This window comes from Deinococcus marmoris (genome assembly GCF_001949125.1).
GTDB classification, from domain to species: domain Bacteria; phylum Deinococcota; class Deinococci; order Deinococcales; family Deinococcaceae; genus Deinococcus; species Deinococcus marmoris_A.
On the sequence record NZ_MSTI01000107.1, the window covers coordinates 1 to 21,521 of the forward strand.

Genomic DNA, 21,521 nt, shown 5'->3' on the forward strand with positions numbered 1-21,521 from the left:
GTACCTCACCTCCCGAAGGCGATCCAGCGCGCCGAACAGCGCAACATGTTGCCGCCTGCCCATCCCCATATCCGCCGTTCGCAGCAATGTGGGGAGACCGACCTGAACCTGGCCGTCGTCAGCGGCGTGCGTCATCAGCGCGAGCAGGACGCGCAGGTCTGAGCCGTGGGGGAGCGTCAGCGGACTGGTGGCCGTGTAGACCAAATGGATCTGGCCGAGTCGTACGTCCACATTGCGGCTGGTGGGCGCAGTGGAGCGGGTCGCACTGACCGGGGCCAGCACCATCAGCGGGGGCCTCGATAAAACTGCATAGCGACATCCTGGCAGGAAGGGGTTGCCGGCACTTTTCTGTTTGGAAAACGAACGGGAGCGGAATCCAGGGTATGAGAGAGGTTGGTCTGGATGGTCCCTTCATCGGAGACAGGGTTCCCGTCAGTAGACGCCTGAGCTGGCCCTCAACCAACACGCGGCATGATTCCGTAGAGATGGCGCACTGAACGGTTTCCCTCATTGAAGACAGGAGGGGTGGGAGCGGAAATTGACCATCTGAAACGAACTTTTCCCCTGATTTTCTCATCAGAGACATCACCACTCGAAACGACAGCCTTGGCGCTACGGTCACCCGGCCTTTCCAGTTCAGTGTGAATGGGGCAGGGGAGAGGAGGCATGATCTGTCCCAGGATGGGCGGCCTGAAAACCAATCCGGATGGAACGAAATGGACGTGCGCCCACATTGTCACATGCTTCCGAAACCTCGACACCACCTGCATCCCTTCTGCTGTCGGAGAAGACTGCCGAACGCACATAGACGGTTCAGACCGCGCCCAGGCGTACTCTATACGCCCCTGTGTAGTTTAGGTTACGTTCGGCCACAGGTAACTGTTTGGGGAGCGTTCGAGGGTGGCCTGGCCCCATCATTGGACCCGAAAAACTCTGCCACTTCGATGTTCCTCGGTGTCATTCACGGCCTGATCTGGGGAGCGGCTTTGCGCCATGGACATCCGGCCCATGGGCGCAACACCAGAATGTTTGGAGCGTTCGGCTGGACAGCACAGGCGCAGGCCTCAGCCAACGATTGCCAGCGGCGTGGGGATTAAGCTGAAAAGCTAGGGTGTGGTGCTGGCAGGGCATCAGGCGAGTGCTGGATGAGGCGAAGGGCAGGACTACTCCGCCCGTCCCTCTCTGCAATTTTCAGGCTGAGGTCTGGTGCGGGCTGAACCGTGAATGCTGTCACTTTTCTGGGTGCCGCTGGGCCACTCGGTTCCATCTACAGTTCTTCTGCTGTCATAGAGGTCTGCTCATCGCAAAAAGACAGGTCAAACAGCGCCTGGCCTCGCTTTTTCCAATCTATGTAGTTCAATCTACGTTTTGCGGTCAACTGGCGCTTGCAGCGGTTCTGGGGTCTAAATTTGCCCGCGTGAACCGACGTCCGTAACTCTAAAATCTACCCTGACGCTCCTGCTGCGGCCTCGCCCCGTCCATATTTTTCGCCCGCGCTTGAGCCTTTGCAGCTATTTATGGAGGTATGCCCCCTCCACTCCTGATCGTCACCGCCTGGAATCTGCAACCTGATCCCCGCAACGTCAACCTCGCCCTGACCCCACCCCAGCAGGAGGCGTTCGCCGCCGTGCTCGACTGGCGTGGACTGTTTGAGGCCGACGCCCTGCTGCTGGCCACACCTGCAGATGTGGCGACGCTGCTGACCGCCGAACTGCTGCACCGTTATCCGATGTCGTGGGGGCCAGTCCTGGTGCCTGGCCCAGCGGGACTGGTGCGGGTGGGCCGCTCCGCCCACAACCGTCCCAGTCCGGATTCCGCTGCAGATCACGCCTACGTCGCCCGTGCGATTTCGTGGTTGCAGAGTGAGCGTGATTGGGTGTATGAGGGGCTGCGGCGGCGCAACTTGCATGTACTTCGCGCGCCTGATGGCGTGCCGTATTACGTGTGCGGGCGGGCGCGGGGATATTCGTCGCGCTCGCTCTGGCGGCTGATTGGCCAGTACCGTCTGGAACTGTCTCAGGCGCAGGGCCGTCTGGTGATTTTCACGCCAGATTTGCGGCGGACCCGTTGCGTCGAGGCGGCCAATTCGTGGTGCGTGGAGGTGGTGCGCATGCAGATCATCCCGCCGCCGCCACCTCCGCCCGCGCCAAAGATAGCTCCACTGCCCTACGCGGGCCGCCCGCGCCGGGTCAGGCCCACCAGGGGGCATGAACCAGGGTAAACCTTTCCTGGTCATCTGCTGATGGCCACTCGATCGCCAGGCGGCGTCTGACATACGTCAGACGCCGCTGACCGCTGACCGCGTAGATCACGTGGGCGTACGTGCGGCCAAACTCTCTCAATTTGCGCCGTACGGTGGCGTTGTCGTAACTGCCGGTGTCGAATTCCACTGCGGCCATCCCCCGTTCCATGAGGTAAACGGCGTCAGGCCGGGCGCTGTCCAGCCGCCCTGCTTCTGAGCGCCACAGCGCGCGCGGGTTGTTGGTCAGGGTGCGCGCCTCGGCGACGCCGGCGAGGTGGCCGAGCATCCAGCTCTCCTGGCGTGCCCAGCGGGGGTTCAGGGCGACGAACTGGACAGCGCGGACGGACGCGGGGGCACCATGCACGGTCACCATCACACGTTCGATGGGGGTCAGACCCAGGGCGTGGATCCTGGCCGGGTTGAGCCGCAGGCCGTAGCGACGTTTGATTTGTCCGGCGCTCAGCACGTGATCGACAACCAGATCGTCGAGCAGGGCCTCGGTGGGGGTGGGGGTCATGGAAAACACGCTAGCCGTGCCCCCACGAAGACTTTTTCAGTGGAAGTGCCAGTGGACACGGGGAGGAGGTGAAAAGACCTGGAAAGCTCCGAACGTGAAAAAGAGCGTTCCAGACGATATTGGAAGAGTCCTTGGGAAGGGGTCAAGATGACTTGTTTCGTGCTGGCGGTCTGGCCTGCCGGATCACGATCGCCAGGAGCGGTGGGCAAAAAACGTTGAAAAAGGGGCGTGCCAGGATATGGTCATGGTTAAGCCTCAGAAGCACATTCAGGCCATCGGTGCTCAGTTGCTGCAGGAACGCCCGGGCCACGCCGAACGGCCTGGCCTGCGCGAGGTGCTGCTCGCCAACACGCCGGTCCCCGCGCAGTTGCCCGCCAACCACCTGACCCACGCGGTGTTCATGGACGCGTACGCGGTGCCGTGGCTGGCCGAGCGCCTGCGCAGCGGCGAATTGCTCGACACCATCCACGCGTACCATCAGGTGTGCAGCGACGCTATCCCCGGGGTGTTGCTCGGCGACCCGGTGATCGAGCGGGGCTGTCTGGCGCTCCGGTTCAGCCTGCTCTGCGAGGTGCTGCGACAGGCGATCATCGACGATCTCAAAAAGGTGGTTTGCCACCTGGAAACGCTCGAAGGCAGGCTGCGCATCAAGTGGCTGACCTTGGCCGGGCCGATTGCCCTCGGCCCAGTGGTGGATCATCTGCGCCAGGTGGTGCATGACCTGGAGGCTGAACTGATCCGGTAGACCACTGAGTGAGGCGGATCCAGCTTCCGTGGGCAGCGTCATTCCTGACCAGGTCAGGTTGAGTTCCCTTCGTCCTCCTGAACGACAAACAGTTCTGCGTTCAGTTCACGGGGAGCCACCGGCAACGGCACCAGGTAATGGACGCCCCGTCCTTGACCCCGCCGCAGGAGCATCCCGGCCTGCACCAGTTCCTCCAGGTCACGCAGCGCGGTATCGGTGCTGATCGGCCCGCGTGTGGACTGTCCAGGCGTGGTCTGCTTGCCCACCAGCCGGACATATTTTTGGGTGCTGAGTTTGCCCTCGAAATTCTCGAACAGCCGGTTCAGCACTGTTTTCTGCCGGGGGTTGAGGTCCACGGCACGGTGCTGCTCCAAGTAGAGGTGCCGGGCGCGCACGGTGTCCAGCGCCTCTTCAGTGTGGGCGAGCGCGCCGAGAACGCGCTCTAAAAACCAGGTCAGCCATACCGTGACGTCCCGGTCTCCCTGGCGCTGGGTACGTTCGAGGACCTGGTAATACCCGCTGCGGTGCGTTTCGATCTGCCTGGACAGCGAGTAATAGCGTTCGCTGCGGCGGTCGGCGCGGGCCAGTTGCAGATCGGTCAGCGCCCGCGCGATGCGGCCGTTGCCGTCCTCGAAGGGATGGATGGTCAGAAAACGCAGGTGGGCGATGCCGGCTTTGACCACCGGATCCTCCGGCGTCGGGGTCTCGAACCAGCGCAGGAAGGCGTCCATCTCGGCGTCGAGGCGTCCCGCGTCTGGCGCCTCAAAATGAATCTGGGGCCGGTCCAGCCTGTTGCCAACGACTTGCATGGGGCCACCCGCGTCGCTGCGGTAGGTCCCGGTAACGATCGGAGTCACGCCGCTCTGCCCGCCGGGAAACAGGGCGCGGTGCCAGCGGCACAGCCGCTCAGCCGTCAGCGGTTCCGCGCTCCGTTCGGTGGCGTCCAGGGTCATGGCGACCACGCCGTCAACTTCACGGCTTGGCTCGGGTAGCCCGGCGAAGGGCAGGCCCAGGCGGCGGGCCACGGAGGACCGTACTTCAGCGGCGTCGATGATTTCGCCCTCAATGCGGCTCGAGCGGACCGCGTCATCGGTCACCGCTGACATCAGGGTGTCCTGGCGGGCCAGGGAGCCGAGGACCTGGAGCTGGCCCACCAGCGCGCCCCGGCGGAAATTGACCTGTTCGAGCAGGCCAGAGAGTGCCGCCACGTCCCAGTGGAACGCGCTCCAGTCGTCTAAATCGTGGATGTAGCGGGGCATGCGGTGATTTTATCAGGAAATCACCGCATAAGGTGCGACGATTTGTCCTGGAAATCACCGCATCCTCTGGCATTTGGAGCGGGGCCACGAAGACGGTTGGACGGCGAAAGAAATAGAGGAGGAAGGCCAGTGGACACGGGGGAGAGGAGGGAAGGGATAAAGAAGCCCTGAACATCAGGAACTGAAGAGTAAGGGTGTGTCAAAAAATAAAAGCAAGTTGGCGGCGTTGCGCCGCAGCGGGGAGCCGCCTGGGCGGTCCGCCGCCCCCACATCGAAAAAGCCTCCGGAATACCTCCAGCCCACCGTGGTCCTGACCACGCCCATCCATCCTTCTGTCGATCAGGCTGCACAACTCCATGAAATGTGGCGCGTGCTGCTCGTTGCCCAGCACGCGCTGGTCACGTATCTGCATCACCGCGCCGCCGGCGGCGCGGCCACGCTGACCGCCATTGCCAGTGGTCAATGGCACGAGGGTCCACCCTCATCGGGGTCTGGGCCGCCGGATCTCACGCTCAGGGCGCTGGACGCCGAGTTCCGCGTGGCCCGTGACGCACTGGGCTGGGGTCAGTTCGTCGCGTCCAGTGCCCTGCGCTGGATGGTGGCCGAAACGGCCCGCGAGTGGCGCTTGCGCCGAACTGGGGCTGAGCCGGGTCGCTGGACGCTAGACCGTGCGGTGGAACTGCACCTGGACAATTCGGTCCAGATCGGCGATCCCGTGACGCTGTCGGTGGTGGGTGTGATGGGTGGACTGTCCGCTGATCTCTTTCTGCCCAGGGCCTACTGGCGCGCCATGATTCGGCGTCAGCGCCGGCGCGTCGAGGCGGAAGGGGCACGGCTTGACGCGCTGGAGCGCCGCTGGCTCGATCAGGGGGACGGTGGCGCGGCGGCGGAACTGTTCAGCCGCCGCGCGCGTGTCGGGCTACGATCTGCCTTGCCTGATCCGGGTGCGCCCAGTGACCGTGATCTGGTCAGCCGTGAGCGGGTGGTTTTTCGCCATGTTCCTGGCGCGGAAGGATTGCCGCCTCGCTGGGCAGCACAGTGGGCTTTTGATGTCGCGGATGTTCCATTTCCGCGTTGGACCCAGGATGACGTGATCGGCGTTGATCTCGGTTACCGGTACCCGTTTGCGGTGGCCACTACGCATCAGGCAGCTCTTGTCCCCCGCCCATTCCGGGGTGATTTTGCTGCGCCGACGCTTAACGCCCAGCAGGGGAATCACCTCCAGCCTGCTGATCTCGCGCGGGCGCGGGCCGAACACCGACGCAGCCTGTTCATGCGCCTCCTGCCGATTTACGAGGCACAACTGGCGCTGGTCTTGCGTCACCGCGTCGTCGCACTGGAACAGATGGCCTGGGGCGGATTCACCCGGCGGGGATCGCGCTTTGCCAGCTACGCCCAGGATGTGGGGCTTCTCGCCTGGCTGGACTGGGTGGACGCCCTGGCTCCGCACCACGGCGTTCGGGTGGTGAAAGTGCAACCGGCGTATACGTCGCGGACCTGTAGCCGCTGCGGTTGGGTGGGGGCGCGGCCCCTGTCCGGGAAACGGTTTTGCTGCGTGGTCTGTGGATACAGCCTGGCCGCCGACGCCAATGCGGCAGCGGTCATCCGTGCGCGCGGTCAGGCGCTGCTGGGCGGACCGTGAGCGCTGCACTGGAAGCAGGCTGGCCTGTTGAACTGCGTGATGCCCGCTCTTACCTGCCGTATCAGTTAACGCGACGTGTTTCGGGCCGAATGGGAAAATGCCCGTCGCGCTGGGCTGGGGGGCGGCTATACCCGGTCAGCCCCCAAGCCCAGGCGCATCACCTGCGGTTTGCGGAAGCGCTGGCCCTCTGGCAAATTGGCCGCGCGGATGGCATCGGCTTCGTGCTGGATGAGCGCACACCCGTGGTGGCTGGTCAACCGCTGTGCGCGCTGGACCTCGATGACGTGATCGTGAACGGTCAGCTTCTCCCGTCTGCCGCCGTGCTGGTGGATGAATTGAACACGTACGCCGAGGTCAGTGTTAGTGGCGGTGGATTGCATTTGCTGGCCGCTAGCACCGTTGCGCCTGGCGCGCGGCGCGGAAAAGTGAATGACCTGTCCGTGGAGCTGATCACCACAGGCTTTCTGGCGATCACCGGTGTCCGCTGGCCGGAGACCCCTCCTGAAATAGCGCTGCGCCGTGCTGAACTCGCCCAGTTGCGTCGGGATCTGGACCCAGGGTCACCGCCTCCCTGTTTCAGACCTGCGGCCCGCCCAGTTGCTGATGTCCTTTCCGCACTGCTGGGTCAGCGCAACGGGACCAAAGTGCGCCGCCTTCTCATTGACGGCGACACCAGCGGCTACCCCAGTCCGTCGGAGGCTGTGTTTGCGGCGGCCCGGCTGATTGCCTGGCGGACCCGTGATGCTGGCGTAATCGAGGTGCTGCTGCGCGAATCGCCCTTATATACCTCCCGCTGGGAGCGGCCTGTCGCGGCAGGCCGGACCTGGATCACTCACACCGTCTACCGCGCACTGAGCGCGGACCGTAAAGGAGTACATCAATGACCAACCCACAGAACCATACCTACACCATTCCGCTCACCCCCACCCCTGTTCAGGAGCAGGCCCTCGACGAGCTGATTCGCCAGTCCCGCGTGGTGCGCCAGGCCTGCGTGGATCAGGCCATGCTTGCGCTGGACGGTCAGGACACCTCGCTCTCTGCTCTGCTGGGCGGCGCAGATCACGCCGATCGCAGCGCGGCGGCCGAACTGTGGGCACTGATGGGTCTGCCGCCACTGGCGACGGCGCCCAGCGGCATGCTGCACCACGCCATCAAGGATCAGCGTAGCCGGATCGCGCGGGCGGGGCAGCCTGTGACCGTGGCAGAGCCGGTGGCGGTTGCTGGCGACACCTTGATTTCGCCGGTGACCCTGGAAACGCTGCAACTGGTGGGGGTGCCTGGCGTACTTTCCGTGGACGCGGAGCAGCTTCCACGCTGGGCCGCTTCGGTATGGGCGCGCACAGCGGGCGGCCAAGACCTGGTGCCTGAACTGGACCTGAGCGGGGCGAGTATCACGGGCTGGACCTCTATCGAGCGTGGATCCTACAACGGTGTCGATGGCTGGCTGATTGACGTCGAATTGCGCTGGGACGCGTGGCCGACGGCGCAATTGTTGCGTGGTCTGGATGAGGAGACGTGGCCGTCCTCTGAGGCGGTGCGGCGGTTGATGGACCCAGTGCATTGACTATGTACAGAGCGGTCAGGGTCAGCTGAGTTGATGGGCTGGAAGCAAGGCGCGCGGGAGTGGTCCTGATATGGACTCCGATTGAAAGATGTTGAAAACACCTGGAAATCCGAGCAGCGCGCAGGAGAAAAACGGGTTCAGGACGTGGATTGGAGGGATTGGCGCTATCCCGATTCCTGCACGAAACGAACGGAATCCGTATGAAAGGGAATAAAGCTGAGGCTTTGAAGGCGATTTCAGTGTTGTTTTTGAGCTGAAAGATGCTTCCGGCGTGGTGGAAAAAAAGCATGAAGATTTAATAAAGGTGGGTGCGAATCTCGACCAGGACAGTTTGTCTGCCATAGCCATGCGGCAGGCCCAAAGGAGATCTGCTTGGCGCAAATGCATTTAAATCTGCGTGCCAGACGGCGTTTCCGTCTTTTCTCCACTTCACTTTTCAAGTGTTCTGGCCGCCCCACCACCCCAGCCCTGATTGCGCGCCAGTGTCAATCTGCAGTCCAGGGCCGGGACCGGCCCGTGTTCACTCAGGAGACCACATGAAGATGAAAACGAACCCCGTACTCGAGCTGACCAGCAATTTGCTGGTCAAGGGTGGGATCGGTGTCGCCGCGCCCATGCGCACCGAATGGTCCGCCACCTCCGCTCCGGAAAAAAGCCCCGCCGCTGTCATTGGGCGTGAGCAGGCCACGGTGGATTGGAGGGCCGACGCTGGCAACAACGTGTCGGAGCTGATGGTGGGGGATCTGACCAGGCGCAACGGAAACCACACAAAGAAGAAAAAGGTTCCGTTCCCATCGAACGGCACACCGGTCCTCACGCCGGCAGATACCCTGTTGGCCGTGACCAGTACGCCGCCTGGGTTGCTGCTCACCCCGGACCCTGCGTCGCCTACGCGGACCGAGCATTTGACAGTGCACCGACGGGCCGGTGGCGGCCACATAGTGACGCGCCGAACTGAGGAGGCCGGGCAGGTGGTCGAGGAGGTGCACTGGTTGTGCAAAACCCTGGAGGAGATCGAAGGCGTGCTGGGGCGCGATGTCGTGGCGCACTCCCTCTATCACCTGGCAAGGCTGGAGACCCGATGCAACCGACACCGCGACGGCGTGCTCAATATCAGTGCGGATGCCCTGTACTGCGCGGTGTGGGCTGAGCTGACGCATGTGCAGCCGCAGCCACAGCTCAAGGAGGCAAACGACAGCACCCGGCGGCTGGTGGCGGGGGCCTGGCTCAGGATTTTCCGGCAGGCGTCGCCGGGTGAATATCGGGACACGGGGGCGGTGCGTCGGCAGATGCAGAAACTCGCCCGGACGGGTCAGCCGGTGCCGGACTGGGTGGCTCGCATGTGCATCTACGAGTGGCGGCTGTGGCATGAACAGCGCGCGATCGAGGAGTTCGAAGGAACCAGCTTTCACCGCCGATCCACCTGAGCGCCCGCTCACCGCAACGTTAGCCCTCTTTCTTCCCCGGACGACAGGAGCCAACCATGATCATGGACCCACCCCATTCCTACCTGGACCAGTTGCAGGCCGACGCCCGCGTCGGCCTGACCTACCACTGGGCAACCACCCCTCCGCTCCACTTGCTGTTGACTCAGCTGACCGGAAAAAAAGCTGAGCCCTTCCACGGTCTTCAGATCCACCTCGATTTCAACCGGCACTTCACGGCTGCGCTGCTGGGCGCGGAGACGATCACGCTCGATCATCAGCAATTCACGTCTGCCACGCTCGCGCAGGCCAGCACGGACCCTCGCCCCGTTCCCCCGCTGTGGTGCGAATTTCGTGGGCTGCATGTGCGCAGCTTCGAGCCGTTTAGCGGTGCGTTGCTGTTCGCTGTGCCGCAGGGCACCACATTTTTCGGCGTACCACTCCAGAACGGGGTGCTGTTCATGGTTTTGCTGGGCGGGGCTGACAAATTCACAGTGGGGTACCACCCCATGTATGGCGATACCGTCACGCCGGGCCAGCTCGCTTCCCCCTCCGCCCTCTCGGTTCAGCAAATGGTCTCCCGGGGCCACAGCCGCCGCAAAGTCGCCCGCCACCACGACGACGCCCGGCAACTTCTGCGTGCCGTGCTTGCCCGCGTCGCTGGTGAAGACGACACGGAATGAAGCTCAGGAGTTGTGCCTTGCATAGCGGAGTGGAAAGCCGTGTGGCGCTATGCGTTCGGGAGACGTAGCTGAATACGGCCACGCGTGGGCTGTAAACGAAGGCAACAGAGGCGCACCGCATCGACACTGGAATCTAACGTATTACACCGTAATTACGTAAAAAGTCGTAATGAACTTACACACGAGGTGACAATGGCAAGACCGGGAATCACGATAGAAGACGTCGCACAAGCTGCACAGGCCCTGCGGGAGCGGGGTGAACGGGTGTCGTTGACGTCCGTCCAGAAGGAAGTGGGCCGGGGATCGTTTACCACAGTCAAGAAGTTCCTTGACGTCTGGTTGCTGGATCACCCTGAGCAGGCCGTCCCCCAACTGGTGCCGCTGGCCGCACTGCCTGACCGGCTGGCCGCGCAGCTGGAAACGGCCACGCGTGGACTGTGGACGGCGGCGACTGAAGTGGCCGAGACCCGGTTGCAGATCGAACGCGAGGGCTGCCGGCAGCAGGTGCTGGCGGCGGAGGCGGACCGCGACGCAGCCGGTGAGATGGCTGACGCGTTGGCCATCATCAACGAAATGCTGACCGAGCAGGTGGCTGAATGCCAGGAGCAACTCGCTGAGACGCAGCAGCGCGGGCGTGACGCCGATGCAGAGCGGATCGTGCTGGCAAGCCAACTGGCCCAGGAGCGTGAGGCTCGGCAGACGGCGTCGGCCCTTGCGGCAGCGCAGGAGACGCACAACGCTGATCTGAAAAGCGAGTTGGACCAGCAGCGCGCCACGGTGGCATCCGAGCGACACCACCATGCCGATGTGGTGAACCATGCCGAGCAGCAGGCCGAACAGCGGCTGATGGAGATGCGGGCGGCTCTAGAGCGTCAGGTGGCGGACGAGCGTGAGCGCGCTGAGGGCGCGGCAGCCGAGGTGCAGGTGATTCGCCAGGAGGCCAAGGTCAGTGCCGCAGACCTGCGCGATCAGCTCGATCAGGTGAGGAGCGAGGCCGCGCAGGCCCAGGGCGCACTGACGATGATGCGGGAACAACTGGAGACTCAGACGCGATTGCTGGAGCAGATGCTGGCCCACTCCGCGTCCCCGAAAGCTGAGTAGGTTAAAGCTCCCTACCCGATTCGAGCGCGTCCGCCGCAGGCCGCAGGGAAACCCTAGAACACCGTTGAAACCGGTGTAGAAAGCCACAAGTTCAGCCACTCCAACGGTATGGACATAACGTTCTGACTACTGAACTGGTGGCGGTCTGGTCTCAAAATTTGCTCAAAAACGCCTGTACCAGTGTGCAGGACGGGGGACGGTCTAACCCCACGGAGACAATGATGAAAACGAAGAAGAGTCCTATCTGGAACAGGCGGGACCGCCTGTGGCGGCTGGCGTCCGGGCGCTGGCGATCGAACTGTCTGAGGCGGCGCGCTACATGGTCCTTAATGATGCCTAAACCGAGGGTCCAGGGGTGGCCCCCTGGATGGGCATCGACGAGTGCCAGCTGTGACATGAGCGGCGCGCGATCGCGGCGTTCGAGCAGCTGGAATTAGAGCGTGGTGCGTGAACGGGTCGAGCTGATGGGTGGTGCTGGTGGTCTGTTGCTGGCCCACCATAAGGAAAGAGAACCGGACCAGGTCTGGCAAGCCTTCTTGCGTGCTGCCTACCGGATACGAATTCTGGTTATTCGTCACCCGGCACCCGTGATGCCCTCAAGTTCGCCCACACCAACGCCCACGTCTTGTGATAGGCCGCCCCGCTCAAAAAACCACTCACGTCACGTAGGCATGGGGGAATGACCCTGATTCCATGCGATGTCTCAACTCCAACTTTAGGAGGTTCTGCAATGTCAGACCCACACAGCACGTCCGAAACATCCACCGATGACCATACATCAAAAACAGTGGTGACCAAGCCGCAGGTTATTGAACCGGCTGTCCGAATCGAGTACAACCTGACCAGCGCTCTGCGTGCCTATGCCGCCGGCGTGCGCCTCCGTTTGGCCCCAAAGACTCCGGTTCTCGGTGGGTCGAACCTGGTGAGGGAGGCATACGACATAGGCGGAATTGAAGCCGCCAAAGTCGTGGCGCGCAAGCGCGGAGTGACACTGCAGGTCGTGTGGAGTAGACATTTCGATTCGACTGTGGCAGTTGAACGATACTACTATGGACCTGTCGGCGACTCCGATGATCACATTCAACAACTGCTGCAAACTGAGTTTGATGCCAATCAGGCCGCACGGCAGTGTATGGACGATTACCGCGCTGTCGCACACCTGGTTCGCGCCCTGCTGCTGAAGCCGACAGAACTCGCCGATCCCGCAGCCTTGGAAGGGATTGCTGCCAATCCAGGAGTGCTCATCGCAAAACTGGAACTGCGCGCCGCACAGGGTGTCTCTTTACGGGGTGAACTTCGGGCCATGGACCTCCTGCGTCAAATTCAACTCCGGCCGGAGTGGATTGCCAAGCATGTCCGGACGCTGTCCGAACGGCAGTTTCGTTAATCAGCAGATATTGAGCCATACGGCATAAAGGTGCGCTGGAAAGGCTCAGTTTCACTCGAATCAGGTCTGCCCCTTTGCATCTGGCGACATGCGGCGTGTGGGTGCGCTTGGAGTGCAGCGCGTGCAGAGGAAGGGGCGGCAGTTGACACTTGCCGTCCCTGAACTGCCATAAGGAAGGGACAGACCTGACTTTCTACATCTCATATCGGATGGTATATGCTATCTATTTCCCGCCCCTTCAAGCCATCCCCGCACCTTTGCCTACGCTCTGGCCAGCGATCAGCTGTTTGCTCTGAACTTCATTTGGACTCTGCGTTTTAAGCCCTGGAGGAGAAAACCTGTCCGCATACCGTCCAATACATCTTCCGTCGACTCCGTCTACATTACGCGAGCGCTCGCAAGGCAGCCGGCCCACACGACACCCTGAAAGCCAAGAAACACTGTCGTTATGATTTCTCCTCCCGACTCTTTTTTAAAGGCCCTCCAGGCTGAGATCAACGTTGGCATCAGGGCAGAATACCGGTGGAACGGTTCCCGCGACGTTCACACACGGATTTCCCAGGACTCGGAACGACAGCACATCTTCGATGATGACCTGATGTATTTTGACTTTCATTTCACGAACGCGCTGATGTCCGCACGGACCATGACCCTGGGTACGCAGCACATCAAAGCCGCCACGGTCGAGCGGGCCAGCACCCGCGCCCGGCCTGTCAGGGGTCACCTCAAGATCCGTGCGCCCTACTACGCTAAGGAAAAATCTGAGGTTCCAGCCTGATCTGCCTCAAGCCGTTTCTTCGTTCTAACGATGCCGCTGAACAATCTCCATGACGGTGTTTTTGCTCAGTCCCAGATCGCGCGCGATCTGGCGGTACGAGCCGCCTGCTGCCCGCAGCTTTAGCACCCTGGCAGTATACCGATCCGCCTTGACCCGGACCCCCGGCTGCCGTCCGAGGCGAACCCCCCGTTCCTGCGCGGCAGCCACTCCTGAGCGCACCCGCTCCCGCAGCAGATCCCGTTCAAATTCTGCCAGCGCCGCCATCAAGGCTGCGAACAGCTTGCCTTGAGGTGCGCGCAGATCGAATTGCAACCCTGTCTGTGCGATCACCGAGACACCGTAGCTTTCCAGCTCCTGCAACGTCCCCAGTAAATCCATCGTGGAGCGCCCCCAGCGGGTCAGTTCGGTGACCAGCACCGCGCCGATCTGCCGGTCCTGGGCCAAGGTCATGACCCTGGTACGTTCCATGCGGTCATTCCGACTGCCTGAAGCGATTTCTTTGAAGACCGCCACGACTTCATACTCGGCGCGAACGGCAAAGGCCAGCAGGTCACGCTCCTGGCGTTCGCAGGATTGATCTGCCGTAGAAACCCGGCAGTAGATGGCGGCGCGCTGTCCCATTTGAACCCTCCCGTTTTCAGACCTGAAAAACGCTGTGTTTGTGGAAGCTTGATGCTGTCCCAGAAGAACTTAAGTTTAACCGGGACACCATCAGCGAAGACCGAGTAAAAGAACCAAAAAGGAGTGGTGGGTTGAGACTTGACCTCATGTTGACTCTCCTGAAAGCACTGAGGGGCGGCCCCAAGAAGTTGTGGCCCGGCTATCAGCACAGGACTGCAATTGGCGAAAACCGAGATTAGAGCCAAATCGTTTGAGGGATTAGAACATCAAATGCGATGACAGCCAAGTCCCCCGCTGGGACATATCGCGTATTGTTTCTAACCCGCTCAAGGCTGTGTAGATCTATGAAAGGCTCGGATATCCGTTTCAGGTGCCTGAGCTTTCTGAGCAAGACAGGTTCAGTTCTCCAGATCTGTTCTCGCCCGTTCCCAGTCGCTCACCTGACTGATGTTGTTCAGGTCATCCTGACCCAGTTGCAGTTCGGTGGTCCCCAGCAGTTCTTGAAGCTGCGCCACCGAGTTGGCCCCGACAATGGGCGCGGTCATGCCCGGCTGGGCCAGCAGCCAGGCCAGGGCCACCTGCGCGGGCTTGGCCTGATGGGCGTCGGCGACGGTTTGCAGCGTTTCCACGATGTCAAAGTTCTTGTCGCTGAAGCGTCGCCGCGCGTTCTCATCGGCCCGCACACTTTCGGGCAGGGCTGCATCACGTTTGTATTTGCCCGTTAGTACACCCCCGCCCAGCGGACTCCAGGGGACGATGCCCACACCGTAGGCCACACAGGCTTTTTGTAACTCACGTTCAAAGTTGGCGCGGGTGGGGGAGAGCAGACTGTATTCTGGCTGGATGCTGACGAACGACTCCAGATTCTTCCTGTCGCTCGTCCACAGCGCCTCCATCAACCGCCAAGCGCTGTAATTGGAGCAGCCCAGGTAGCGCACGTAGCCGCGCCGCACCAGATCGGTCAGGGCCGAGAGGGTCTCCTCAATCGGCGTCTGGTTATCAATCCAGTGAACTTGATAGAGGTCAATATGATCCACCTGCAAGCGTTTCAGGCTGTCCTCGCAGGCCCTGAGAATCCACTTGCGCGACAGGCCCTCGCGCTGGTGGACGGTGCCCCGGCCCTGAGAGAATCCCTCGCCCATCGCGCCGCGCACTTTGGTGGCGATCACCAGGTCGTCGCGGTTGCCCCGCGCTTTAACCCATCTGCCAATAATTTCTTCGGACACGCCACCCGGATTGCCCTTGGCCCAGGCAGAGTACACGTCGGCGGTGTCCAGAAAATTGCCGCCCGCCGCGTGGTAGGCGTCCATGATCTCGAAAGCGGTCTGCTCATCGGCGCTCCAGCCAAATTGCATGGTGCCGAGTCCGAGCGGAAACAGGTGCAGGCCGCTGCGGCCCAGTTTGCGGTACGTGGTCATGTCTTGCCTCCTGTGGCCTGACGCGAGTAGTGAAGCTAGATCCTACGGCAACCAGAGTATCCATTTGATATCTCCTGGCCCAGACGGCAATTTTTGGAAGTTCCCGAAAACCCCTTCTCAGCGTGGGGCATTTCAGAATCGAGACAAACAGGAATTTCGGGGGCGTCAATCTCAACGCCCCCAGGTCAACTCTCCGAAACCGCTGGGTATGAGCCATGCACTTTAGTGCAAGTCTTTCAGACCTGCGCCGTCACGAAAAACTGAGCGGCTGGGCAGTAAGAAGAGAAACTTTGGCGTGTCAGCAGGACATTGAGCTAAAGATGTGACCTGCTTACGAGCGGAATGCTATGGCGTTGACGGCGACTTTCAGTCGCACTTTGAACCCCTGTACTTTCAGTGCAGGGTTCTTCAGTCTGAATACCGGGCATATTCAGCCTGCCGTTCCTGAGCGGTGAATTCACATCCAGACGGACGTCCCAAGGCTTCAACAGCAAGTTGGTCCTGCTTTTCTACTGGTCTAGCCCCAGGCTGTCCAGCCTGGGGCTGAGCTGGCGTCCTCCGCCTTCCTGGCGGGTGGCTGCCAGGAAGGCGAAAGGAGCGTTACAGCTCTGGCTCACATAGAAGTTGCTGCCATTCCCAAACCCGCCGCCTCTTACATGTCGCTGGCTCCGCGTGAAAAGCCGCTACCCGCCGGAATGGCCACGCCGTAAAAGTCGGTGGCCCCCGCATTGATGCCAAACTGAGAGGCCAAATTCAGGCCGTTGTTTCTGATGGGCGAAGTGGATTGGAGCTGATAGGCAGCCAGGGCTTGAAACTGGTAGGCGTTGCCAATGGTCTGCCCGCCACCCGCGTTCATCAAGCGCGGATTGCCCTGAACGCCGCCCACTTCCTGCCCGGTGGCATTCCGGAAGGCAGCGAGACTGGCGTAGGCCGTACCCTGATAAAAGTTGGTGCCGTTACCGAAATTACCGCCATACCCGTAAAAATAGCTGGCCGGGCGGCTGGGGCCATCGGCAAAGTAGCTGTTTGAGCGCAGCACGATCCCGGTGTTCCCGCCGCCCACCGACAGCAGCCGTGCCCCGTTGCGGCTGTAGAAGATGTTGTTGGCCACCCGGACGTTGCTGATGGGGCCGATATCGTAATTCTGCCCGTCGCCGCTCTGAAAAGTACCGGGCCGGGTGATCAGCAGCGCCGACGGCACTTCCGCCGCGCCCACCGCGTCCATGAAAACGGTGTTGTTGTAGATGTCTATGTCCCTCATCTCGCCGTACAGCTCAATCGCGCCGTAACCGTGCTTGCGGGCGTCGTTCTGGGAGATGTTGTAGCGCACGGTGTTGCGGTACAGCGCCCTGGCCCCCGGATACTGGGCAATCAGGTAGCCTGCGCCGTCGTTGCCGTGGCTGTAGTTGTACTGCATCACCGAATTGGTCACGCCGCCGTCCAGATCGAAGCCGCCGCCGTCGGCGGTGCTGTTCGTGCGGTTGTTGTAGGACTCGTTGAACTGAATGGTGGCGCGGTCCGTGTCGTAGACCCAGATGCCGATGGGGCCACCCACCGCCGTGTTGAATTTGCCGTTGTCGTGCGCGACGTTGCGCTCAATCGTCACGCGCTGGGCATTGCCCACCAGGATGCCGCTGCCCGTATTGGACGTGGTGGAGGCCGCGTCGCCAAAATTGTTGTACGCCTTGTTGTTGCCGATGTAGATGTCGCGGTTGGCGTAGTCGGTGTCGGCGGGCAGGGCCGCAGGCCCGAACACCTGAATGCCCGCCTTGCGGTTGTCGTGCGTGATCGAATCTTTGATAAAGACCTGGGTATACCCGCTGAAGCCGTTGTTCCCGCCGACAGAGATGCCGCCCGAGCCAAAGCCCGACACATTCAGGTCATGGAAGTTGAGGAAGTTCAGCCGCACGTTGCCGGACAGGGTGTTGTACGCGATCACGCCGTCTTTCTGGCTGACCCCCGCCCCCGGCCCCACGATGTTCAGGTTGCCGATGTCGTATCCGGCGACATTCTCCAGGAAGATGCCTGACTGGTTGGGATCGGTGACCTGCAGGGTGGCCCGTCCATTGAACGAGCCGATGGTGATGGGACTGGTCGCCGTTCCTTTGTTGTTGGCCGGAAAGTAGAGAAAACCTTCAAATGGTCCCTGCGCCGCATCAAACAGAATCTGGTCCCCGGGCTTGAACCCTGTATTGATGGCGTAGAGGGTCACGTCGGTGGCCGTCGTGAATTGCGGGCCGGGGACGCGGTAGATCGTCCCGGTTATGGCAGTCTGCGACAACTCCCCAGTGCCCTGGGTCTGGGCAAACCCGGCGGTTGGTCCAGCAGTCGGGGTAGTACCGCCGCAGGCTGTCAACAGCAGGGCGGCGGTCAGCAGGCTGAGGCTCAGGACGCGGCTGGATCGGCGGTTTATTTGCATGGCTCTCCTCGCGGACACGGCTGCCCGGCGGCCCCAAAGAGCAGGGGGCCGGAAACCGGGTGACGTTCCGTTCCAGATCAATTCAGAAGGCGAACGAGAAAACGCGGAGTTGGAGTTGCCGCTCAGTCTTTGATTGCTTAACCCTTGACTGCGCCCGCCGTGATACCAGAGTAGAAATAGCGTTGCAGGGCTAAAAATACGATCAGCATGGGAATCACGCTGACCACCGCGCCCGCCATCATCAGGTCATACGGGGTGCGCCCAGCGCTGCCCTGAAGCCCCGCGATCAGCACGGGCAGGGTCTGGGCATTGGGATCGCGCAGCACGATGTTGGGCCACAGGTAGTTGTTCCACGAGGCCATGAAGAAGATGATGCCCAGGCTCGCCAGGGCAGGCGTGATGATCGGCACCACCACCCGGAAAAAGATGGTGGGTTCGGACGCGCCGTCGATGCGCGCGGCGTCCAGCAATTCGTCAGGGACGGTGGACAGGTACTGACGCATGAAGAACACCCCGAAGGCATTCGCCAGACCCGGCACCACCAGCGGCCACGGTGTGTCGATCCAGTGAAACCAGTTGCGCATCATGATGAAGGTGGGAATCAGCCCCACCACGAAGGGAATGGTCATGCTGACCAGCATCACGCTGAACAGGGCGTTCTTGCCCGGAAAATTAAACTTGGCAAAGCCGTAGCCGCCCAGCGAGCAGAACAGCAGCGAACCCGCCGTGGACAGAATGGCGATGAAGAAACTGTTGAACAGTGCCCTGAGTGCCGGGGTCTCGGCGAACAGCCGTCGGAAGTTATCCAGGCTGGGGTTCTGCGGCAAGAAGCCCTGACCGAAGATCTCGGTGAGCGGCTTGAGAGACGACAGCACCATCCACACGAAGGGCAGAACCGCGAACGCACTAACGGCAATGACCACGGTGTACAGCAGGATCGGTGGGCGGGGCCGTGGCTTGCGCTGGGCGGGGGCCGGAACGCTGGCCGCTTGAACGGCGGTGCGCGTCATCCCTGCCCCCGGTTGGTCAGGCGCAGTTGTAGGAGCGTCGCGGCCACCACGATGGCAAAGTACACGTAGCTGAGAGCCGCGCCGTAGCCGTAGCGGATGTTGTTGAAGGCCTGTGCGTAAATTTCCATCGTGGGCGTGGTGGTGGCGTGAATGGGACCGCCCCCGGTCAGAATCACGGGTTCGGTGTACAGCGCGAAGGTGCCGATCACCGACAGCGTCGTGACGAACACGATGGCCGGACGCATCAGCGGCACGGTGATCTTCCAGAAAACCTGAACGCGGCCCGCACCGTCGATCAAGGCCGCCTCGTTGACCTCACCTGGAATGGTCTGGAGCGCCGAGAGAAAGATGACCATCTGGTAACCCGTCCAGGCCCACACCAGCAGGATGCCCACCGCCACCCGCGCCCACCACTCGTTGTCCAGCCACGGCACGGCGGGGATGCCCACGCCGCCCAGCATCCGGTTGACCAGCCCGCTGTCCCGTTCGAACAGCAACCGGAAGGTGATGCCCGCCGCCACCATCGAGGTCAGGTGTGGCAGGAAGATCATGGCCCGCCACAGCCCCTGGAAGCGCAGGCGGTTCTCGTTCAGGATGACGGCCAGCACCAGGCCCCCCAGCGTCATGACTGGAAAGTGCAGGAGGAAAATCAGCACCGAGTTGGTCATGGAGGACCAGAAATAGCGGTCCTGGAAGAGCGAGGCGTAATTTTGCCAGCCCACCCAGACCTGCTGGCCCGGCGCACCGTTCCATTCCTGGAAGCTCAGCACTGCTGAGAAGATCACCGGGTAGACGCCGAACACCAGAAACAGGACAAAGAACGGCGCAATGAACAGCATGGGCCACAGGTGTTTGCGCCGGCGGGCAGGCCGGGCCGGACGAGCGAAAGCGGGCAAATCAAGTGGACGGCTCATACATTCACCTCCTGGCGGGGCGTGAGGGCTTCAAGGCGGGGATGGGCCATGCCGTATGGAATCGGCCCACGCCCCATCCCCTCAATTGCGGCGGGTGCGTGAGCGGATCACGTCGGCGGCGTTCTTCAGGGCGGCGGCGGCGTCCTGTTTGCCCAGCGCCATCTTCTGAATTTCAATGCTGAGCATGCTGTTCATGTCGGTGTAATCGGTGGTGTACACGGTGGCCGCCGGAATGGTCTTGGCGAGAGCCGTATAGGTCTGGCTGATCTTCTGGCCACCGAAGAAGGCGTCGCCCTGCGAGAAGGCGGGGTCTTTGTACAGCGAGGTCAGCGCGGGGAAGAAGTCAGTCTTCTCGTACAGCGCCAGCGCCGAGTCCTTCTGCGCGATGTGGAACTGGATGTAGGCCCAGGCCGCGTCCTTGTTCTTGCTGGAATTCCAGACCGCCAGTTGCGAGCCGCCGTCGTTGCTGGTGCGGCTGACGCTGCCCGCAAAGGCTGGAAGCGGCAACACGCCCCACTGCCCCTCGGTCTTGGGGGCGATCCAGCCCTTTAGAAACCCGCCCATCCACGCCGCCATCGGCAGGGTGGCAACTTTGCCGTCCGCGATGACCTTGTAGTAGCTGTCGGTCCAGGTTTCGATGTCGGCGCTGGCTCCGCTCTTGTAGAGGCTCTGGATCAGGTCCAGCGCCTTGGTTGCGCGGGGGTCTTTGTCCAGCGTCACTGCGCCCGCCGCGTTCACGTAGCCGCTGCCCTGTTGCCACAGCAGGGTTTCCAGCAGGCGGCCATCATTTTTGGCCTTGCTCAGCGGCAGCATGTCCGCGCCGGTCTTGGCCTTGATCACCATGGCTGCCTTCAGGTAATCATCCCAGGTTCGCAGCGAAGCGGGGTTGACGCCCGCCTGCTTGAACAGGTCACGGCGGTAATACAGCACCACCGGGCCGATGTCCCAGGGCATCGCGTAGTACTTGCCGTTCAGCGTGGCGGTGTTCAGCTTGGCCGGGGTCAGGTTGACCACGTAGGGTTTGACCTGCGACGTCAGATCGGCCAGTGTCCCCAGCTTGACCAGTTGCTGAAGGTGAGAGTCCTCGATCAGCGCCACATCCGGGCCGCCCGAGCCTGCCGAGAAGGCCAGCTTGTAAGCATTGTAAATTGCGCCGCCGCCAGGATCTTTCTGCACGTATTCCACCTTGATGTTCGGGTACGCCTTGGCGAAAGCTGCGTCCAGCGACTTGAGGCCCGCAATCGGGTCTTTCCAGGCCCACACGGAGATGGTGCCTTTCAGCGCGGTATTGGGCGTGGTCTGCGCGGAGGCGGCAGCGCCCAGCAGAGCGAGGGTCAGGGTGGCCAGCCGTGCAGTGGACAGTCGTGCCGTGTTCAGGCGAAGTGAGGACATGGGTGATCTCCTTTGAAGGGTGACAGGCGAGGGAGAACAACCAAAATTGAACCCTTCCCAGTCAGGGCGAGACAGCAACGCAGCAGTCAGTGAGTTTTGAAAGTTTTTCAAAAACAACATATCCCCGTCCTCAGAAGCTGTCAAGAGTTCTAGGATTTTCGTGACTGATGAGATTGCTGCCCAAGGGTAAAAAGCGTATCCAGCAGCGTCCATTCCTCAACTCTGGGGCAGGGTCATCTGACTCCGATGTTTGCAGGAGGCACGTGGGAACATTTGAAACGCCTTCTATCTGAGGGCAATGCAGGGTTCAAAATGCCTCTTTGGATTTATCAGACGGCCTTCAAGCCTCTGCGTTCTCCCCGTTTGAAGTCCCAGATACGGTTGTGCTACTGTCATTCTTGAAAG

At 61.7% G+C, this 21,521-nt stretch carries 18 protein-coding genes; 10 read left to right on the forward strand and 8 right to left on the reverse strand.

Features of this window, described 5'->3' with window-relative positions:
- The first annotated feature begins 1,525 nt into the window (after nt 1-1,525).
- Nucleotides 1,526-2,221 carry a hypothetical protein gene (locus BOO71_RS15780; protein ID WP_075829950.1) on the forward strand — a complete coding sequence of 232 codons (696 nt, stop codon included), beginning with the start codon at nt 1,526-1,528 and terminating at the stop codon, nt 2,219-2,221.
- Here the strand turns inward: BOO71_RS15780 and BOO71_RS15785 are convergent.
- Entirely contained in the window at nt 2,190-2,759 is a 570-nt protein-coding gene (locus BOO71_RS15785) for a hypothetical protein (RefSeq protein ID WP_075829949.1), read from the reverse strand. The genes BOO71_RS15780 and BOO71_RS15785 overlap by 32 nt on opposite strands.
- 244 nt (nt 2,760-3,003) lie before the next feature.
- Here BOO71_RS15785 and BOO71_RS15790 point away from each other — a divergent pair, with 244 nt between their 5' ends.
- Complete coding sequence (locus BOO71_RS15790) at nt 3,004-3,504, forward strand: hypothetical protein (RefSeq protein WP_075834058.1); 501 nt, start codon at nt 3,004-3,006, stop codon at nt 3,502-3,504.
- Between the two features lie 53 nt (nt 3,505-3,557).
- On the opposite strand, the gene BOO71_RS15795 is transcribed toward BOO71_RS15790, so the two are convergent.
- A complete protein-coding gene (locus BOO71_RS15795) occupies nt 3,558-4,763 on the reverse strand; it encodes a Fic family protein (RefSeq protein WP_075834060.1) in 1,206 nt (401 codons plus the stop codon).
- Between the two features lie 196 nt (nt 4,764-4,959).
- Here BOO71_RS15795 and BOO71_RS15800 point away from each other — a divergent pair, with 196 nt between their 5' ends.
- The 8 genes from BOO71_RS15800 (at nt 4,960) to BOO71_RS15835 (ending at nt 13,342) form a co-directional block, all read left to right on the forward strand.
- Nucleotides 4,960-6,405 (forward strand): zinc ribbon domain-containing protein, encoded by a 1,446-nt coding sequence (locus BOO71_RS15800; protein WP_139322849.1) that lies wholly within the window; start codon nt 4,960-4,962, stop codon nt 6,403-6,405.
- Nucleotides 6,402-7,289: a hypothetical protein gene (locus BOO71_RS15805; RefSeq protein WP_139322848.1), complete on the forward strand. Its 888-nt coding sequence runs from the start codon at nt 6,402-6,404 to the stop codon at nt 7,287-7,289. Before BOO71_RS15800 ends, BOO71_RS15805 begins: the two co-directional genes overlap by 4 nt.
- On the forward strand, nt 7,286-7,969 hold the full coding sequence (locus tag BOO71_RS15810) for a hypothetical protein (RefSeq protein ID WP_075831583.1): 684 nt from the start codon (nt 7,286-7,288) through the stop codon (nt 7,967-7,969). The genes BOO71_RS15805 and BOO71_RS15810 overlap by 4 nt, the downstream gene beginning before the upstream one ends.
- Before the next feature lie 536 nt (nt 7,970-8,505).
- Complete coding sequence (locus tag BOO71_RS15815; RefSeq protein WP_075831582.1) at nt 8,506-9,396, forward strand: hypothetical protein; 891 nt, start codon at nt 8,506-8,508, stop codon at nt 9,394-9,396.
- Nucleotides 9,397-9,452: 56 nt separating this feature from the next.
- Nucleotides 9,453-10,076 carry a hypothetical protein gene (locus BOO71_RS15820; RefSeq protein WP_075831581.1) on the forward strand — a complete coding sequence of 208 codons (624 nt, stop codon included), beginning with the start codon at nt 9,453-9,455 and terminating at the stop codon, nt 10,074-10,076.
- A 192-nt stretch (nt 10,077-10,268) separates the two neighbouring features.
- A complete protein-coding gene (locus BOO71_RS15825; protein ID WP_075831580.1) occupies nt 10,269-11,177 on the forward strand; it encodes a DNA-binding protein in 909 nt (302 codons plus the stop codon).
- Nucleotides 11,178-11,907: 730 nt separating this feature from the next.
- Complete coding sequence (locus tag BOO71_RS15830; RefSeq protein WP_075831579.1) at nt 11,908-12,564, forward strand: hypothetical protein; 657 nt, start codon at nt 11,908-11,910, stop codon at nt 12,562-12,564.
- 448 nt (nt 12,565-13,012) lie between these two features.
- The gene (locus tag BOO71_RS15835) at nt 13,013-13,342 is read left to right on the forward strand and encodes a hypothetical protein (RefSeq protein WP_075831578.1); all 330 of its coding nucleotides are present in this window, start codon (nt 13,013-13,015) and stop codon (nt 13,340-13,342) included.
- Nucleotides 13,343-13,366: 24 nt separating this feature from the next.
- Here the strand turns inward: BOO71_RS15835 and BOO71_RS15840 are convergent, their stop codons facing one another.
- The 6 genes from BOO71_RS15840 to BOO71_RS15865 all read right to left on the reverse strand — a co-directional run bounded on the left by BOO71_RS15840 (nt 13,367) and on the right by BOO71_RS15865 (nt 21,116).
- Nucleotides 13,367-13,963 carry a recombinase family protein gene (locus tag BOO71_RS15840; RefSeq protein WP_075831577.1) on the reverse strand — a complete coding sequence of 199 codons (597 nt, stop codon included), beginning with the start codon at nt 13,961-13,963 and terminating at the stop codon, nt 13,367-13,369.
- A 398-nt stretch (nt 13,964-14,361) separates the two neighbouring features.
- Nucleotides 14,362-15,381 (reverse strand): aldo/keto reductase, encoded by a 1,020-nt coding sequence (locus BOO71_RS15845; protein WP_075831576.1) that lies wholly within the window; start codon nt 15,379-15,381, stop codon nt 14,362-14,364.
- Between the two features lie 652 nt (nt 15,382-16,033).
- Nucleotides 16,034-17,800: a right-handed parallel beta-helix repeat-containing protein gene (locus BOO71_RS15850; RefSeq protein WP_075831575.1), complete on the reverse strand. Its 1,767-nt coding sequence runs from the start codon at nt 17,798-17,800 to the stop codon at nt 16,034-16,036.
- Nucleotides 17,801-17,937: 137 nt separating this feature from the next.
- Nucleotides 17,938-18,810, reverse strand: coding sequence for a carbohydrate ABC transporter permease (locus BOO71_RS15855; protein WP_083653276.1), 873 nt, complete (start codon nt 18,808-18,810; stop codon nt 17,938-17,940).
- Nucleotides 18,807-19,724, reverse strand: coding sequence for a carbohydrate ABC transporter permease (locus BOO71_RS15860; RefSeq protein ID WP_075831574.1), 918 nt, complete (start codon nt 19,722-19,724; stop codon nt 18,807-18,809). The genes BOO71_RS15855 and BOO71_RS15860 overlap by 4 nt, the downstream gene beginning before the upstream one ends.
- An 81-nt stretch (nt 19,725-19,805) precedes the next feature.
- Nucleotides 19,806-21,116, reverse strand: a complete 1,311-nt coding sequence (locus BOO71_RS15865) for an ABC transporter substrate-binding protein (protein WP_075831573.1) — start codon at nt 21,114-21,116, stop codon at nt 19,806-19,808.
- Nucleotides 21,117-21,521: the final 405 nt, after the last annotated feature.